Source organism: Pseudoalteromonas sp. S554 (assembly GCF_005930865.1).
In the GTDB taxonomy this organism is placed as follows: domain Bacteria; phylum Pseudomonadota; class Gammaproteobacteria; order Enterobacterales; family Alteromonadaceae; genus Pseudoalteromonas; species Pseudoalteromonas marina.
On sequence record NZ_PNDV01000033.1, the window covers coordinates 55,633 to 72,730 of the forward strand.

The window sequence follows — 17,098 nt, forward strand, 5'->3', positions numbered from 1 at the left end:
ATATCCTAGTTACTGTTCATTGCGAGTTGTAATACGAATTCCACCATGTGGTAAACGAATAATTTTTATTGTGTCATCGTCTGACGGTAATTCTACTTCTGGCTCAGGCGCTACTGCCTCAACTATTGGCTCTTCTGCTGAATTATTTTTCTCTTCTGGCAACCCATATTTAGATAACGCTATTACTACTTTTCTATTTTCAGCTCGGCCCTCATCTGTGTCGTTAGGTGCAAAGGGTGAATACTGTCCATACCCTTCAATAGCCATTCGGGCCGAATTTATGCCAAGTGCTTCAAGCTCAACAAGTATTGAAGTTGCGCGAGCGACAGAAAGCTCCCAGTTAGAGCGAAATATTTCATTTTTAATTGTTTCATCATCTGTATATCCACGCACACGTATATAGTTATCCACTGGCGCGATAATATCTTTTACAATTTTAACAACTTGTTTTGCTCTAGTATGAGCAACTGCGCTACCACTTGAAAATAACATACCTGAACTCAGTTCTATTATGAGCCAATCTTGATGCAATTCTAGATTGGCTTCACCATCACGTATTTCATCAATAAGCGCTGACTGAAGTTTTGTTAATAAGCTATCAAGTGGTTTTCCTAAATATTTTTGCTGTATATTACTTGTCTCACTTTGGCCGTCTAACAACTCTGGGCCTTGCTCTTCCTTGTTGATACTTTCGCCATACAGCAATTCATCTTCAGGAGTAACCCTATCAGTAAGTATTCCAGTACCATCTACCCCCGTACCTTGCTGAGAATAAACACGAGCCGACTTGTCGAATACTTGCTCTAGGGAATCGGATAAAATTTGGAAGTTTTCTTCTTTGTTAATCGCAATCGCATACATTACAACAAAGAAGGCAAACATAATGGTCATATAATCCGCATAAGATACTAACCAGCGCTCTGTATGCTGGTTTTTATGGGCCGAGCGACCAAATCGTCGACGCATCATTTTTATGCGTCCACTAGGCTTGGCCGTTCAACACGATAAGCTTCTAACTTTAGCTCAATGTTCATTGGGCTTTGGCCATCGCTGATTGCAATTATCCCTTCTGCAAGCATTTCGTGGTAAAGCATCTTTTCTTCTACACGTTGCTTGAGCTTATGTGCCATTGGCAAAAATAATAAATTAGCTAACCCCACCCCATAAATCGTTGCAATAAAGGCTGTTGCAACTCCAGCACCAAGCAATTGTGGATCGGTAATAAAAGACATAGCCTGAATAAGTCCAAGAACAGCTCCTAAAATACCGATAGTAGGGCTATAACCGCCCATTGCTTCGTATACACGTGCAGCTTCAAGCAAACGCTCACGCTCCAACATTAAATCTATTTCAAGCGTATCACGTAGCCTCTGCTCTGAACCGCCATCAACAAGTAAACTCAGCCCTTTTGCTGCATATACATCTGAGTGAGTTAGGGCCTCATCCTCTAATGCCAAATATCCTTCTTGTCTCGCTTTATGAGACCAACGTTTAACTTGCTCAATTGCATCATCAATATTGTAACTGGGAGTCACAAATACCCAGTGACTCATTCTAAGCATTTTTTTAAAGGTACTAGTAGACGTTTGCAGCATTACAGCGCCTACTGTCCCACCTAGTACTATAATGAGCGCAGGGCCATTAAAAAGGGCGGCAATAACACCACCTTCTAAATGATAGCCAATTGCTATAGCACTTAGTGCAACAATTAAACCAAGTACAGAAAGCTTATCCACAACCAGTTTCGCTTTTTATCCGCGTTGCAATATCGTCAAGCGCTAAACTCTCACTTGAAAGCCCCGCATTAGCAACAGCTTGTGGCATACCATAAACAACACAGCTTTTTTCATCTTGTGCCCAAATAGTGGCGCCAGTTTGTTTTAACATTCTTGCGCCATCTCTACCATCAGCCCCCATGCCGGTTAAAATAATAGCTAAAACATCTCCCTGATAAGCTTTTGCAATACTTGCAAATGTAACGTCAACACTGGGCTTATAAGTGATTCGCTCGCTATTGTCTTCAAAAACGCGCAATGTTTTAGAACCACCTCGACCTTCAACCATCATTTGTTGCCCGCCAGGAGCCAAATAGGCAGTTCCAGGGTCAAGACGATCACCTTGCTGTGCTTCTTTTACTTTTATTTTGCACAATCCATTTAAACGAGCTGCAAATGCCGGTGTAAAAGCAGCAGGCATATGCTGGATAAGTAAAATAGGATGCGGAAAATTAGCGGGTAATTGCGTAAGCACATTTTGTAAAGCAACAGGACCACCAGTAGATGTACCGATAGCCACAAGCTTGTATTGCTTGCCACTTGCACGAGTTGGTACGTTGTTTTGTGTTTTTGTTAATGTCGATGCGGTTGTTGAACGCTGAAAACTTCTATCTGGTTGCCTGATTGAAGACGCAGTATTACTGATTTTATCAGGCACAGAGCGTGCCGCTGGTTTCTGGTGTGTTATTGGCTTAAAGGCTCTAGGAATACGCTTATTACCAATTTCTTTGACTTTAGCTTGAAGAAGCTTTATCGCATCTTCATTATTACGTGCAATATCTTCAAACTTTTTAGGTAAAAAATCCATCGCTCCAGCATCAAGCGCATCAAGTGTTGCTGTTGCGCCAGCACGGGTTAAAGAGGAAAACATTAATATTGGCGTGGGGTTACTTGCCATTATCTCTTTAACAGCACTGATACCATCAAGCACAGGCATTTCTACATCCATCGTGATCATATCAGGACGAAGCTGAGCCGTTTTTTCTACAGCCTCTCTGCCATTAATGGCAAAACCTATAACTTGTATATCGCTGTCTTGTTCAAGGATTTCGCTTACTCTACGACGAAAAAAGCTTGAATCATCAACAACTAAAACTTTTACGGCCATTTAGCTCTCTTATTAAATTTATACGTAGGCACACATCTTATGTGTACCTACTTTATGATTTAGCCAGCGTAGTGTTTTAACATATTTGGAACATCTAAAATTAGTGCAATTCCACCATCTGATGTAATAGTTGCGCCTGCCATACCTGGGGTACCCTGCAAAAGAGCATCAAGAGGTTTAATTACAACTTCTTCTTGACCTATTAAAGAATCAACTACAAAACCAACCTGCTGAGTACCTATTTGAACAATAACAACATGACCTTGCGCTTTGCGCTGAGTGCGATCTGCTCCTTTAACTAACCAATGCTCAAGATAAAATAGCGGTATCGCTTTCTTACGTACAATAATAGTTAGTTGACCATCAACTACATTTGTTTTGGTTAGATCTAAATGGAATATTTCACTTACCCCAGCTAATGGTAATGCAAATGTTTGTTCGCCAACTACAACCATCAAGGTTGGTAATATCGCAAGTGTTAACGGTACTTTTATTTCTAAAATTGTACCAACACCTAGCTCTGACTGAATACTCACTGAGCCATTAAGTTGAGTGATTTTAGTTTTTACAACATCCATTCCCACACCACGGCCTGAGATGTCAGAGATCTCTTCTTTGGTCGAAAATCCTGGTGCAAATATTAAGTTGTAGGCTTCAGTATCCGATAAACGGCTCGCCTGGTCGTGATCTAAAACGCCTTTACTGATTGCTATTTTTTTGAGCTTTTCAGCATCCATACCCGCACCATCATCTTTGATAGTTAACAAGATATGGTCGCCTTCTTGAGACGCTGAAAGCGTTACATTACCCGTTCTAGGTTTGCCTGCAGCTTCACGAGCTGCTGGCATCTCTATTCCGTGGTCAACTGAGTTTCTAACTAAGTGAACAAGCGGGTCTGCAAGTGCCTCAACCAAGTTTTTATCTAAATCAGTTTCTTCACCAACAAGCTGTAAACTAATATCTTTATTTAAGCTTCGTGCTAAGTCACGAACAACGCGAGGGAAGCGGCCAAATACCTTTTTAATTGGCTGCATTCGCGTTTGCATTACTGCGCCTTGGATATCTGCAGTCACTACATCTAGGTTAGAAATGGCTTTACCCATTGCCTCACTTTCTGAGTTAGTGGCTAAACTTACCAACCTATTACGAACAAGTACAAGCTCACCCACCATATTCATTATTTGGTCTAGGCGTTTTGTGTCAACTCGGACTGTTGTTTCTGCTTGCGGAGGAGCTGGCTTTTTCACAGCTGCAGGCGCTGGAGCTGCTTTTTCTGCAGGCTTTTGCACTGGTTTTGGCGCAGCGGCTTTTACAGGTTCAGGCTTTTTAACAGGCCCACTTACCTTAGCGACAGGTTTAGCAGCGGGCTTCGGCTCTGAAGCTGCAGGGCTCTCTATTGATTTAGGGGCACCTGATCCATGAAGTTCGTCAAGCAATGCTTCAAACTCATCATCGCTAATTTCATCATCGCTAGAATCACTTGCAGGTGAACGTGTTGAAGGCGTTGCAGAACTTTCTGCAGAATTATTACTTGCTGTTTGCTCTTTTACTGGCTCACTGGCCGCAACAGCACCAAAGCTTCCAACGCCATGAAGTTCATCAAGTAAGTTGTCAAACTCATCATCTGTAATGTCTCCACTGACATCACTACTACTGGACGCGCTTTCAGCTACTGGGCTTTGACCTTTTCCATGTAATTCGTCTAGTAAGTTTTCAAATTCATCTTCTGTTATTTCGTCAATCTGAGTTTCATCATCGCTTTGTTCAACTGTTCCACTGCTAAATAGCTCGTCAAATGCAAACGGATCTTCTTCATCAGTTCCTGAGGCTTCCTCGGCAACTGGGGCATCAATAACCTCGCCTTGAGGTTCTTCAGTTGAATCAACTGGTGAGTCACCAGCAAGCTCTTCTTCTGTTGGAGGTAAACCTAGTTTATGAAGGGTTTCAAGAAGTTCGGGATCAGCGGGTTCTGGTTTGTCACGATTTTGAATGGTGGCAAACATCTCGTTAATCGTATCGAGAGCTTGTAAAATTACGTCCATCAATTCCGAATTAACCGTTCGTACGCCTTGCCTAAGCAGATCGAACACATTCTCTGCGCCATGACATGCGTCAACGAGCTCGGTCATAGCTAAAAACCCAGCACCACCTTTTACAGTGTGAAACCCTCTAAATATGGCATTGAGTAATTCGGTGTCCTCTGGATTGTTTTCCAGCTCAACTAACTGTTCAGATAAAAGCTCTAGGATTTCTCCTGCCTCTACAAGAAAGTCTTGTAAAATATCTTCATCGACTTCAAACATGCAGTTACTCTCCTCTTAGAAGCCCAAACTTGATAAAAGATCATCGACTTCATCTTGATCAGATACAACATCATTACGTGATTCTTTATCAATAATAGGGCCTTCTGGACCTGCTAAAGTTTGTTCGTCTAATGGTTCATTTGTTTTTTGTTGTTCTATTTTTTCGGCTTTACTTTCGCTTTGATCAGCGAAGGCTGTCAAAAGATGAATTAAGCTTTCTTCAACTTCTCTAACAAGCTCAATAACTCGGCGAATAACTTGTCCGGTTAAATCTTGATAGTCTTGTGCCATAAGTACATTAGTCATCAAACTTTGCAGCTCATCGGTTTTATGATGAGAATTGTTCATAAACTTATCAATGCTGTGGCATAACGATTTAAACTCCCCTAACTCAATCTCTCGATTCATTAGGCGATCCCATGTCGGTTTGATATGAGATATTTCGTCTGCCAACTGTTGAGCAATTGGTAGGCTAGCCTCAACAGCATCCATTGTTTTATTCGCGGCATTTTCTGTCATTTCTATAACATAATTGAGCCGTTTTTTTGCATCTGGAATAGCATCGGTAGTTAAGTCAGATAAGCGAGTGTCTAGCTCAAAGCTTTTTAAAGCTTCATGCAATTGACGGGTTAACTTTCCAACCTCAGCAAATATTTCAGATTGCTCCTTAGAAGCGGTATCTAAAATTAACTGATTGGCTTTGTCTTGCTCACCGTTTTCTAGAAAAACAACGAGCTGACGAGCTTGTTCTAAAGTTATTTGAGGCGCAGCAAGTGCTGACATAAGCCTCTCCCCCTATCATTAGCCTAAACGTTCAAATACTTTTTCTAATTTAGTTTTGAGTGTTCCAGCAGTAAATGGCTTAACGATATAACCATTAACACCTGCCTGGGCTGCCGCTATAATTTGTTCTTTTTTAGCTTCAGCCGTTACCATCAATACTGGAATGTGTTTAAGCTTATCATCCGCACGTATTGCTCTAAGTAGGTCTATACCCTGCATTCCTGGCATATTCCAATCGGTAACAACAAAATCAAATACTTGATTTTGTAGCATTGGCAAAGCGGTTGACCCATCATCTGCTTCTTGAACATTAGTGAAACCTAAGTCACGCAACAGATTTTTAATAATACGTCTCATTGTTGAAAAATCGTCAACAACCAGAATTTTCATGTTTTTATCCAAAACATCCCCCAGTGAGGTCTTAACCTTGTTTACTTACTACTAATTTATCCAGTCATTGATTTTAGCTTTAAGCTTAATCATCGCCTGACCATGTATTTGACTTACACGCGATTCACTTACATCGAGTATATGCCCTATTTCTTTTAAATTCATTTCATCGTTATAGTACAAAGACAGCACCATTGCATCACGTTCTGGTAAAGATTTTATTGCACCTAATAGAGACTCGTTAAACCGCTCATTTTTAACATTATTAAACGGTTTGTCTAGCGCTAAATCTTGGCCCACTGGACTGATGGCATCTTCATCAACACCAAGGTCTTCAATACCGAGTACTTTACTTGCATTTACATCGTTTAAGATATGATGGTACTCATTTAACGAAATTTCAAGTTTTTCAGCAACTTCTATATCTGTCGGCTCACGGTTTAAGCTTTTTTCTAAAAATGCAATTGTTTCGGCCACCAAACGGCTTTTACGATGTACTGAACGGGGTGCCCAATCGCCACGTCGCATCTCGTCAAGCATTGCCCCACGAATACGAATCCCCGCAAAAGTTTCAAAGCTAGCCCCTTTGGTTGCATCAAAACTTTTAGATGCTTCAATCAGACCTATCATTCCTGATTGTATTAAATCGTCCAGCTGCACGCTGGCTGGTAAACGCGCTATAAGATGACATGCCACTTTTTTGACAAGTGATGCATGTTTTTCAACAATCACATTTAAATTTTGTGCTGATTGATATCCCATAACTTTATTCACCAATGTTGTCATAATTAGCCGTTTACTAGTTTCTCTATGAAAAACTCCAGATGACCTGATGGTTGATTAGGTATTGGCCATTTAACTGCTTTTGTTGCTAACGCTTGAAACGCAAGTGCCGCCGGCGAATTAGGAAAAAGCTCTACAATAACTTTTTGGCGACGCGTTGCTTTGCGCATATTTTCGTCGTAGGGAACCGTTGCGACCAGGTCCATTGATACATCTAAAAAACGATCGGTCACTTTGGAAAGTTTAGCAAATAACTCTTGCCCTTCACGCATACTACGGACCATATTTGCAACAATTTTAAATTTGTATACACCATGCTCGCGACTCAACACTTTAATGAGCGCATAAGCATCTGTAATCGATGTGGGCTCGTCGCATACAACAACCATGACGTCTTGTGCCGCGCGAGAAAAACTCAGCACCATGTCTGAAATACCTGCGGCTGTATCGACAATTAAAATATCAAATTCTGTATTTAATTCACTAAAAGCCCGTATAAGTCCCGCGTGCTCTGAAGGCGACAATTCAACCATACTTTGAGAGCCTGACGTTGCGGGTACAATCTTTATACCTGCGGGGCCTTCAACTAAAATTTCATCAAGTTCACATTCACCAGATAAAACATGTGATAAGTTACGTTCAACACGTAGTCCTAGCATAACGTCACAGTTTGCTAAGCCTAAATCGGCATCAAGAACCAACACTCTGTTACCTTGCTGGCCTAATGCAATTGCAGTATTCAGAGAAACATTTGTTTTTCCTACTCCACCTTTACCGCCAGTGACAGCGATAACTTTTACGCCGTTGTTATTGTTTTGACTCATTTTGCGCAGGCCACTTGCTTGATCTAATACTGTGTTAATCATACATCCCTACTGTGCTTGGCGCCACTGCTTGGTGCCTTGAATGTTGTGCTTTTGCTCTTTTTAAATAGAGTTGCTCAGCCTTTTTAACTAGTTTTTCAGCATTTGCAACTCGAATATCTTCTGGTACTCGTTGACCGTTAGTAAGATACCCTATTGGAAGGCGATTTTGAATCGCTATACTAATAATCTCACCTAAACTTAAAGATTCATCTAATTTGGTGAATATACAACCACTTAACTGCACTTTTTTAAAGTGCCTAACGGTTTCTTGCAACACATGTATTTGCGATGTTGCGCTGAGCACTAAATAACTGCGAATATCAACACGCTGATTACGCATTAGCGTATTAAGTTGCTCAGTTAAGCGCAAGTCGCGTTGGCTCATACCCGCAGTATCAATTAATACTAGTCGTTTATTTCGTAAATGATATAAAACTTCAGCTAATTCATTAGCATCTTTAACTTGCTTTACACCACAACCTATAATTCGGCCATAAGTGGCGAGTTGCTCATAAGCACCAATTCTGTATGTGTCTGTTGTGATTAAAGCAACTTTGTCTGCACCGTATTTTTGTGCGCCAAGCGCAGCTAATTTAGCAACGGTTGTTGTTTTGCCAACACCCGTTGGGCCGACTAAGGCGTATACACCGCCTTGACGTAAAATCTCGTTGTTGGTTGTCTGCATCTGATCTTCAACCATTGTTAAAAGTGCTTTCCAACCTTGCTGGCGAGATACATCGTCAGGTACGAAGCACGCCATTTGCTCAGCAACATCTTTATCTATTCCCATACCGACTAAGCGATCAATCATGCATGCACGAGTAGGATCGCGTCTTGCCATGTCTTGTTGCATAAGCCCTGACACTTGATGTTCTAACAATTGACGAATGGCATTCATTTCGTCACGCATTGACGAAATTTGCTCACTTTCAGTATGCTTAGTTTCTTGGCGAGGTGTCACTGGACTGTCAAGATCATCAAAACCACTTTCTAAATCATCAAATCCAAGGCTGTCTGCTTGTGTTTGCGGACGCGCTGAAGCTTGACGTTCATTAGTGAACATAGGACGAGGACGCTGCTCTTGAACTGGCTCTTGGTAGTTGTCTGTAGTATCAATACCTGATTGAGAAAACATAGAAGCCAATTCTGCAGAACGAGGGCGTGGGGCTTGACGCTCTAATAATGCCTGAAGACTATCGGCTACTTTCGCTTGTGGCTCTGGTTTAGCGCGAAGAGGCTCTGGTTTTACAAAATTATGCACTGGCTGTGTTTTTGTTGAGCTTTGTGCTGGAGCGCTAACTGCCTGCTCTTTTTTAGGGGCTGCTTTGTCATAATCTACTGCTGCTACAATTTCTACACCGTTAGCTAGCTTTTTATTTGACATAATAACCGCATCAACACCTAATTCGTCTTTAACTTCTTTAAGTACTGTGCGCATATCTTTAGCAAAAAAACGTTTAATTTTCATGATTCAACCCCTTTAAAATCTTATTGTTGGCCAACAGAGCTGACTATCTTGATCTGTCTCTCATCTGGTACCTCTTGATAAGACATCACCCTTAAACCTGGGATGGTGTACTTAACAAAACGAGATAACACAGTGCGTAACATTCCCGACGTTAGCAATATTGAAGGTTCACCGGACATTTCTTGATTTTGATGCGCTTCATTTAGTGACACTTGAAGTCGCTCTGCAAGTCCTGGTTCTATACCGGCACCTTCGTCGCCTGCATTTTGTAGTGACTGATGCAACATCTGTTCCAACTCAGGCGCCAAGGTTATGACAGGGATTTCTGAAGACATGCCTACAGCGTCTTGAACGATTAATCGACGTAATGAAATACGTACTGCAGCCGTTAGCACATCAGGGTCTTGACTACGTGGCCCATACTCAACAAGGGTTTGTACAATTGAGCGCATGTCACGAATTGCAACGCCCTCATTAAGTAGATTTTGTAGTACTTTTACTATCACAGTTAACGGTAATACGTCAGGGACTAAACCTTCAACTAAGCGAGGGTGGCTTTTACCTAACATATCTAATAAGTTCTGTACTTCCTCGTGACCTAAAAGCAGTGCTGCGCTGTTAGTAAGCAACTGGCTAATGTGTGTAGCCACAACCGTCGCTGAATCTACCACGGTATAGCCTAGCGATTGCGCTTCGTCTTTTTGATCTGGTTTTATCCATACCGCATCAAGCCCAAAAGCAGGGTCTTTAGTTTCAACCCCTTTAATTGGCCCAAATACTTGACCTGGATTTATTGCCAACTCATCACCATGCTTGAGTTCACCTTCACCGGTAGATACCCCCATAAGCGTAATTCTGTATGCATTAGGGTCAAGCTCTAAGTTATCGCGAATATGTACGGGTGGAACTAAAAAACCCAGCTCTTGAGAAAGCTTTTTACGTACTCCCTTAATACGATTTAGTAGCTCTCCGCCTTGAGACTGGTCAACCAAAGGAATTAATCTATAGCCCACTTCTAAGCCAATTACATCTACTTGCTGAACGTCGTCCCAGCCTAGTTCTTTTTGCTCTTGCTTGTTGGCAACACCCGTACCAGCAGTTCCATTTGCAGCAGCCTCGGCTTCTGCTGCAGCCACTTTTAATTTACTTTGTTGAGTGTAATAAGCTAAATAACCTAATAATGCACCTAGGCTTAAAAATGCTAAATGAGGCATGCCAGGCACTAAGCCCATGGTAATTAATATGCCAGAGGCTATAAATAAAGATTTTTCGTTGCCAAGTTGTTTCTTAAACTGGTCGCCCATATTGAGAGACTCGTTTTGGCGTGTTACTACAATTGCGGTACCAATTGATAGTAGTAATGAGGGGAGCTGAGCCACTAAGCCATCACCAATCGTAAGGAGTGTGTAAACTTCCATAGCTTGGCCAAAGCTTAAGTCATGCTGGATCATGCCAACAAATAGACCACCAACAATGTTGATAATTAAAATGACGATACCAGCAATAGCATCACCTTTTACAAACTTACTTGCACCATCCATTGAGCCATAAAAATCGGCCTCGCGGGTTACTTCTTCTCGGCGATCCCGCGCTTGCTCGGCACTAATAAACCCTGCGTTTAAATCAGCGTCAATTGCCATTTGCTTACCAGGCATTGCATCAAGTGTAAAACGTGCAGATACCTCAGAAATACGCCCTGCACCTTTAGTGATTACTACAAAGTTAATAATAATCAGAATTAAAAATACCACTAAACCAACAGCATAATTGCCGCCAATCACAACTGAGCCAAAGGCTTCTATTACCTTCCCCGCAGCATCTCCACCATTATGTCCCTCTAACAATACAACACGTGTACTGGCTACGTTAAGTGCTAAACGCATAATTGTAGCGATAAGCAACACGGCCGGAAACATACCAAACTCAACGGGTTTCATGGTGTAAACGGTGACGAGTAGAACCACCAACGCTAACGCAATATTGAATGAAAAAAGGATATCAAGTAAAAATGGCGGTAACGGTAAAATGACCATTCCCAAAGCTGCAAGCACAAGCAAAGGCGTCCCTACGCCTTTTGCATATTCTTTTTTATCTGCATTAAGTTGTTGTAATACCGCTTTAAAACTCATAATTCTACAATTTCAAAAAATTGACACTACGTAGAATTAGCAATAACTATTCCAAGTTAATAAAAGGGTAATATTAATACCTGTAGGCATCAGGAATGGGGAGCTTTTTATTAAGCTTAGTCGGGCGTTTTCCGCGACCTTTATTGAAGCGTTTTAGCTGAAAAACATAAGCTAGCACCTGTGCAACGGCAGTAAACAGTTGATCAGGTATTTGTTCTCCAACTTCTGCGGTATGATAAAGCGCTCGAGTAAGCATTGGCGACTCAACAATGGGTACATCATTACCGTTTGCCACTTTTCGAATTTGCATAGCCAGTTCATCCACGCCTTTAGCAAGCACTATAGGTGCTCCGGCTCGCTCAGTGTCGTATTTAAGAGCAACAGAATAATGCGTTGGGTTGGTAACAACTACATCGGCATCGGGCACGTCTTGCATCATTCTTTTTTGAGACATTTGTCTCTGAGTTTGCCTAATACGCGCTTTTATTTGAGGGTCACCTTCAGAGTTTTTGTACTCATCTTTTACTTCTTGCAGTGTCATTTTTAACTGCTTATGGTGAGTATGACTTTGATACGGGGCATCGATTGCTGCAATAATTACCAATGTGCACGACAATGCCAAAAACATCCACGAGAGGATTTCGAGCGCATGGATAATATTATTAGGTGCAGACTCAATGCTTAAGTATAATATTTCTTCAAAAAAGGTATTAATTAAAAAAAAGGCAAAACTTGCGACCACTAAAAACTTTAAAATAGCTTTAGTAAGCTCTACCGCAGCTTGTGGGCCAAACATGCGTTTAAAGCCTTTAAATGGAGACATTTTACTTGCTTTAGGAGCGGCTGCTTGCCAACTAAAATTAAAGCCACCTAGTAAAGTATTACCTATAATGCCCGCAAATAAAATAATGAATACAAACATAGCCATAGGAAAAATAAGCGCGTCGGCAACACTGGACCAAACCGCAAACATTTTAGTGGTATCGTAGGTTTCATTTCGATTAAGGCTGAGCATTCTGCCCATAATATTGTATAACCCCTTACCAATTTCAGGGCCGTACATTAACAATGAAATAGCTGAAAATATAAGAACAAACATAGTGCCTAATTCTTTTGAACGAGCAACCTGCCCTTTCTTTTTAGACTCTTCTATTTTTTTCCCTGTGGGTTCTTCTGTTTTTTCTTGACCTGAATCTTCAGCCATAACACACTCCTAAGGTGAACAACCAACTAAGGTACACATTAGTTCGATCATTTTAAGCCACTGAAATTCAAATTGCAGGATGAAGTTGCCCAGTGTTGCCCAAATAATGACAAGCCCTGCTACAAGAGTGAATGGAAAACCAATAGCAAAAATATTTAACTGAGGCGCCGCACGGGTCATAATACCAAATGAAATATTAATCACTAGCATTGCTGTCAATGGTGCAAGTGAGAGCACTAAAGCCGTTGTAAACATCCAACCGCCCCACGTTACAATATCCCAGTAATGATCTACTGACCACCAATTACCATCAATTGGCAGTACCTCAAAGCTATGTACAACCATCTGTATCATCATTAAATGGCCATTGAATACAAAAAATAATAGTGTTGCTAAAATAAGAAAAAACTGACCAACAGCCGGAACGCTGGCTCCATTTGAGGGGTCAATGACAGAAGCAAAACCTAAACCGGTTTGCATAGCAAGTATCTGACCTGCCAATACGAAGGTATTGAGTAACAAGGTAGAAGCAAAGCCAATCGCTATTCCAATAAGCATTTGCTGTATGACCACTAAAATCATTTCAAACGAAAACAAGTTAGTAAATGTAGCTGGAGGAAGAACAGGCACAACCAACAGAGTCACGACCACTGATAAACCCAGCTTTATACGTGTTGGCACATTTTTAGCGCCTAACCCCGCCATTATCATAATCATGGAACTAATACGTACCAAAGGTAGTAAAAAGTCGCTCAACCATTGAATGACAACTGAAAACGGGTACTCCACTTGCTAACCTGCAATTTCGGGAATGAGCAACACCAACCGGGTAAAAAAGTCCATAAGTTCTTGTGTAAACCAGTGACCACCAACAATTAATGCACTTATAGTAATTACCAAACGCGGTAAAAAACTCAACGTTTGTTCATTGATAGACGTAGCCGCTTGAAACACCGCCACCACTAGGCCAATAATTAAACCTGGAACAACAATAGCCGATACTAATTTAATAACTAAAAACAGTGCATCGCTAAGAATATCAACAAAAATTTCTGGTTCCATGCTGTAATCCTATCTTTTAGTACCATTCAAAAAAAACATACTACGTGCCTAAACCAAAGCTTTTGGCGAGGGTTCCCATCACTAAGCTCCAGCCATCAACAAGTACAAACAGCATTATTTTAAAGGGTAAGGAAACAATCATAGGGGAGAGCATCATCATACCCATAGCCATGAGTACGGACGCAACAACTAAGTCGACGATTAAAAAAGGTATAAAAAACATGAATCCTATAATGAACGCGGTTTGCAGTTCGCTTGTTACAAATGCGGGGATAAGTACTATGAGCGGAGTTTCTTCAGGTGACTCTAGCTTGTCGTAGCCTGCTATTTTGGCAAATGTTTCTAAGTCTTTTAAACGAACCTGCGAGAGCATAAATGCTTTCATTGGCTCTTTTGCAAGCTCCAGTGCTTGTACCGACGTAACTTGCTCATTCAAATAAGGCTCTATGGCTACGTCATTAACCTTTTGGTAAATAGGCGCCATGATAAAAATACTTAAAAATAAAGACATGCCCAACAGTACTTGATTAGAGGGCGTTTGCTGCAAACCAATTGCTTGGCGTAAAATTGCGAGTACAACAATAATACGTGTAAAAGACGTCATCATGATTATGGCTGCCGGTATAAAACTCAGCGCCGTCATAATGGCTAAAACTTGCAATGTCACCGAGTAATCTTGTGTGCCATCTGCGTTTGTTGTGATAGTAAGCGCATCAATACCTTCAGCGCTTACGCTTGGAACAAACACAATGGCAAAAATAATTAGCAGCCACTTAGTCATAGGTTCAGTTCTTTTTATTTTGTTTCGATTTGGGGTTTAACAGTTTACTAAATTGCTTAGCAAGTTCTGGGATTTCTTTTTCACTCAGTGGTGATTCTAATTTATGAAGGTAATTAATACTGTGCGGCGTGACGCCCAATAAATGCTGCGCATTATCAATTTCTACCACCATTAAGCGTTCGCGTGAGCCTAAGGGAAGACTTCGAACCACTTTAAATTCATCACTGTTTGCCAAATTAGGATTAAGTTTTTTTACAAAAATAGCCAGAACAACAATGAGCACTAGCACCACTATAAGCGAAAGCACCATAGAAATTAAATCGCCCGTAGGCGTAACTGACTCTGTTTTTGTAAATACAGACGCTGTTAGCGCAAAAAAGGCACTCATCGTAACTTTTTGATCCGCTCTACTTGGCTGATAACATCCGTTAGACGAATACCAAACTTATCATTTACGACAACCACTTCACCGTGAGCAATTAAGGTACCATTAACCAATACATCTAATGGCTCACCAGCAACACGATCAAGCTCAACTACAGAGCCTTGGTTAAGTTGTAGCAAATTACGAATATTAATTTTTGAGCGTCCAACTTCCATCGATATGGTCACTGGGATATCTAAAATAGTATCGAGCTTGCGCTTTTCTTCGCCTGTTATTTCGCTTTTTTCATCACTTAATTCATCAAGTTCGGCAACTTGCGCTTCGCCAGCATCATCACCACCTTCAGCCTCAGCAAGTGCGGCTGCCCATTCGTCCATTGTGTCTTGATCATCGCTCATACGTTTAACCTTTTAATCAATTACCAGTCTAAGTCTACACCGTCTGAAAGGTGTAAATCTTCTTCTAATTCTGCTAACTCTGCATCTGAGTCAATTTTCTTGCCGCCTTTGGTAAACACATGCAGCTCAGATTTAACTGAATCAGGTCGTTTAATTTTTTCGCTAATTTGCAACGCAACATTATCACGAGAGCGGCCCATTTTAGCTCTAAACGTGGGTAGCTCTTCTACAAATACAGTTATATGCTCTGGCATTTCAACAGGAATAATATCACCTGGTTTAAGCTCCATTATTTGTTGAAGTGTTAAGTCAACTTCTAAAAGCTGAGTTGACATGTCAACCTCAACATCCATTATTTCATCTCGTAATGCCTTACTCCAACGCAAGTCGGTATCTTCAGTATCTGACTGAACACCCGCATCCAAAAGTTCCCTTATTGGTTCGAGCATTGAATATGGCAAGGCAATATGAAAATCACCGCCGCCACCATCGAGTTCAATATGAAAAGAGCTAATAACCACAACTTCAGTCGGGCTTACAATATTAGCCATTGCGGGGTTTACCTCTGAATCGAGGTACTCAAACGACACGTCCATTACCGGTGCCCATGCCTCTTTATAATCTTCAAAGATTATTTTTAGCAACATTTGCACAATTCGGCGCTCTGTTGGGGTAAATTCACGGCCTTCAATTTTTGCATGGTAACGGCCATCACCACCAAAAAAGTTATCCACCAAAATGAATACTAACCGTGCTTCCATGGTGATCAGGCCGGTACCCTTTAAAGGTCTGAAACGCACCATATTTAAGCTTGTTGGTACAAATAAAGTGTGAACATACTCACCAAACTTTATCATTTGAACGCCATTAATAGACACTTCCGCTGTGCGGCGCATCATATTAAATAGGCTAATTCGCATATGGCGAGCAAAACGCTCATTAACAATTTCCAGCGTCGGCATGCGACCACGTACGATTCGATCTTGCGAAGAAAAATCGTACTGAAGCGTACTTCCCCCGCCATCTTCACCATCGTTTATATCTTCCTCTTCAACGTCATCAACACCATGTAATAGCGCATCAATTTCGTCTTGGGATAATAAGTCGCTCACGCTAACCCCTTATTGCATTACAAAGCCGGTAAATAATACCCGCTCAATTACTTTGCTGCCTTCAACGTCATTTAAGGCAGTTTGCACTGTCTCTAGCGCAGTAAAACGCAGAGTTTCTTTACCTGCACTGGTACTAAGCTCGTCAGCAGTAGTGGTCGAAAATACACTGAGTAACTTACCTTCAATCAGCGGAATATGCTTTTTAGCTGTTTCTTCATTTACCTCACCACGTACCAAAAGTTGCACTTTAATTTGTACAATTCTATCTCGGCTCGAGCCCGGAACGTTAAAAACAAAAGGTCTTGGCATCGCAACATAAAGCGCACTGCCTATTTCTGCGGATGACCCAGAAGCTTCTGGCGCTTCCTCTGAAAGGGTCGTTTCTTCATCTAATGTTTCAACAGGCTCATCCGAGCCCGACATTAAAAAGAAACCCGCAGCACCACCTACAACGAGCAGTACTGCTGCAATAATAATTATCAGCTTTTTTTTACTTTTTGGCGCTTCTTCTATTTCTAAACTTGTTTCTTCAGCCATCATGATTCCTTATA

At 41.3% G+C, this 17,098-nt stretch carries 18 protein-coding genes; all 18 read right to left on the minus strand.

Annotation, left to right across the window (positions count from 1 at the left end; all coding sequences use genetic code 11):
- Positions 1–9 precede the first annotated feature (9 nt).
- On the minus strand, positions 10–969 hold the full coding sequence (locus CWB65_RS08120) for a flagellar motor protein MotB (protein WP_138740368.1): 960 nt from the start codon (positions 967–969) through the stop codon (positions 10–12).
- A 2-nt stretch (positions 970–971) separates the two neighbouring features.
- A complete protein-coding gene (locus CWB65_RS08125; protein ID WP_006792759.1) occupies positions 972–1,736 on the minus strand; it encodes a flagellar motor protein in 765 nt (254 codons plus the stop codon).
- Positions 1,729–2,883, minus strand: coding sequence for a protein-glutamate methylesterase/protein-glutamine glutaminase (locus tag CWB65_RS08130; RefSeq protein ID WP_138740369.1), 1,155 nt, complete (start codon positions 2,881–2,883; stop codon positions 1,729–1,731). Before CWB65_RS08130 ends, CWB65_RS08125 begins: the two co-directional genes overlap by 8 nt.
- Positions 2,884–2,942: 59 nt before the next feature.
- Positions 2,943–5,186 carry a chemotaxis protein CheA gene (locus CWB65_RS08135; RefSeq protein WP_138740370.1) on the minus strand — a complete coding sequence of 748 codons (2,244 nt, stop codon included), beginning with the start codon at positions 5,184–5,186 and terminating at the stop codon, positions 2,943–2,945.
- Positions 5,187–5,201: 15 nt separating this feature from the next.
- Positions 5,202–5,969, minus strand: a complete 768-nt coding sequence (locus tag CWB65_RS08140) for a protein phosphatase CheZ (RefSeq protein WP_006792756.1) — start codon at positions 5,967–5,969, stop codon at positions 5,202–5,204.
- Positions 5,970–5,987: 18 nt separating this feature from the next.
- Entirely contained in the window at positions 5,988–6,371 is a 384-nt protein-coding gene (gene cheY, locus CWB65_RS08145) for a chemotaxis response regulator CheY (RefSeq protein WP_008132609.1), read from the minus strand.
- Positions 6,372–6,410: 39 nt separating this feature from the next.
- Positions 6,411–7,121, minus strand: coding sequence for an RNA polymerase sigma factor FliA (locus CWB65_RS08150; RefSeq protein WP_008132612.1), 711 nt, complete (start codon positions 7,119–7,121; stop codon positions 6,411–6,413).
- Positions 7,122–7,147: 26 nt separating this feature from the next.
- Positions 7,148–8,008, minus strand: a complete 861-nt coding sequence (locus CWB65_RS08155; RefSeq protein WP_006792753.1) for a MinD/ParA family ATP-binding protein — start codon at positions 8,006–8,008, stop codon at positions 7,148–7,150.
- Complete coding sequence (flhF, locus tag CWB65_RS08160) at positions 8,001–9,476, minus strand: flagellar biosynthesis GTPase FlhF (RefSeq protein WP_008132615.1); 1,476 nt, start codon at positions 9,474–9,476, stop codon at positions 8,001–8,003. The genes CWB65_RS08155 and flhF overlap by 8 nt, the downstream gene beginning before the upstream one ends.
- A gap of 20 nt (positions 9,477–9,496) precedes the next feature.
- Positions 9,497–11,605: a flagellar biosynthesis protein FlhA gene (flhA, locus tag CWB65_RS08165; protein WP_006792751.1), complete on the minus strand. Its 2,109-nt coding sequence runs from the start codon at positions 11,603–11,605 to the stop codon at positions 9,497–9,499.
- Between the two features lie 73 nt (positions 11,606–11,678).
- The gene (gene flhB, locus CWB65_RS08170; protein WP_138740371.1) at positions 11,679–12,809 is read right to left on the minus strand and encodes a flagellar biosynthesis protein FlhB; all 1,131 of its coding nucleotides are present in this window, start codon (positions 12,807–12,809) and stop codon (positions 11,679–11,681) included.
- A 9-nt stretch (positions 12,810–12,818) separates the two neighbouring features.
- Positions 12,819–13,598, minus strand: a complete 780-nt coding sequence (fliR, locus tag CWB65_RS08175; RefSeq protein ID WP_006792749.1) for a flagellar biosynthetic protein FliR — start codon at positions 13,596–13,598, stop codon at positions 12,819–12,821.
- A 3-nt stretch (positions 13,599–13,601) separates the two neighbouring features.
- Positions 13,602–13,871, minus strand: coding sequence for a flagellar biosynthesis protein FliQ (gene fliQ, locus CWB65_RS08180; RefSeq protein ID WP_008132620.1), 270 nt, complete (start codon positions 13,869–13,871; stop codon positions 13,602–13,604).
- Between the two features lie 40 nt (positions 13,872–13,911).
- Positions 13,912–14,652, minus strand: coding sequence for a flagellar type III secretion system pore protein FliP (fliP, locus tag CWB65_RS08185; RefSeq protein WP_006792747.1), 741 nt, complete (start codon positions 14,650–14,652; stop codon positions 13,912–13,914).
- Between the two features lie 4 nt (positions 14,653–14,656).
- Entirely contained in the window at positions 14,657–15,040 is a 384-nt protein-coding gene (gene fliO, locus CWB65_RS08190) for a flagellar biosynthetic protein FliO (RefSeq protein WP_006792746.1), read from the minus strand.
- Positions 15,037–15,435 (minus strand): flagellar motor switch protein FliN, encoded by a 399-nt coding sequence (gene fliN / locus CWB65_RS08195; RefSeq protein WP_006792745.1) that lies wholly within the window; start codon positions 15,433–15,435, stop codon positions 15,037–15,039. Before fliN ends, fliO begins: the two co-directional genes overlap by 4 nt.
- Positions 15,436–15,455: 20 nt before the next feature.
- Positions 15,456–16,547 carry a flagellar motor switch protein FliM gene (fliM, locus tag CWB65_RS08200; RefSeq protein ID WP_138740372.1) on the minus strand — a complete coding sequence of 364 codons (1,092 nt, stop codon included), beginning with the start codon at positions 16,545–16,547 and terminating at the stop codon, positions 15,456–15,458.
- 9 nt (positions 16,548–16,556) lie between these two features.
- On the minus strand, positions 16,557–17,084 hold the full coding sequence (gene fliL, locus CWB65_RS08205; RefSeq protein ID WP_008132626.1) for a flagellar basal body-associated protein FliL: 528 nt from the start codon (positions 17,082–17,084) through the stop codon (positions 16,557–16,559).
- Between the last annotated feature and the right edge of the window lie 14 nt (positions 17,085–17,098).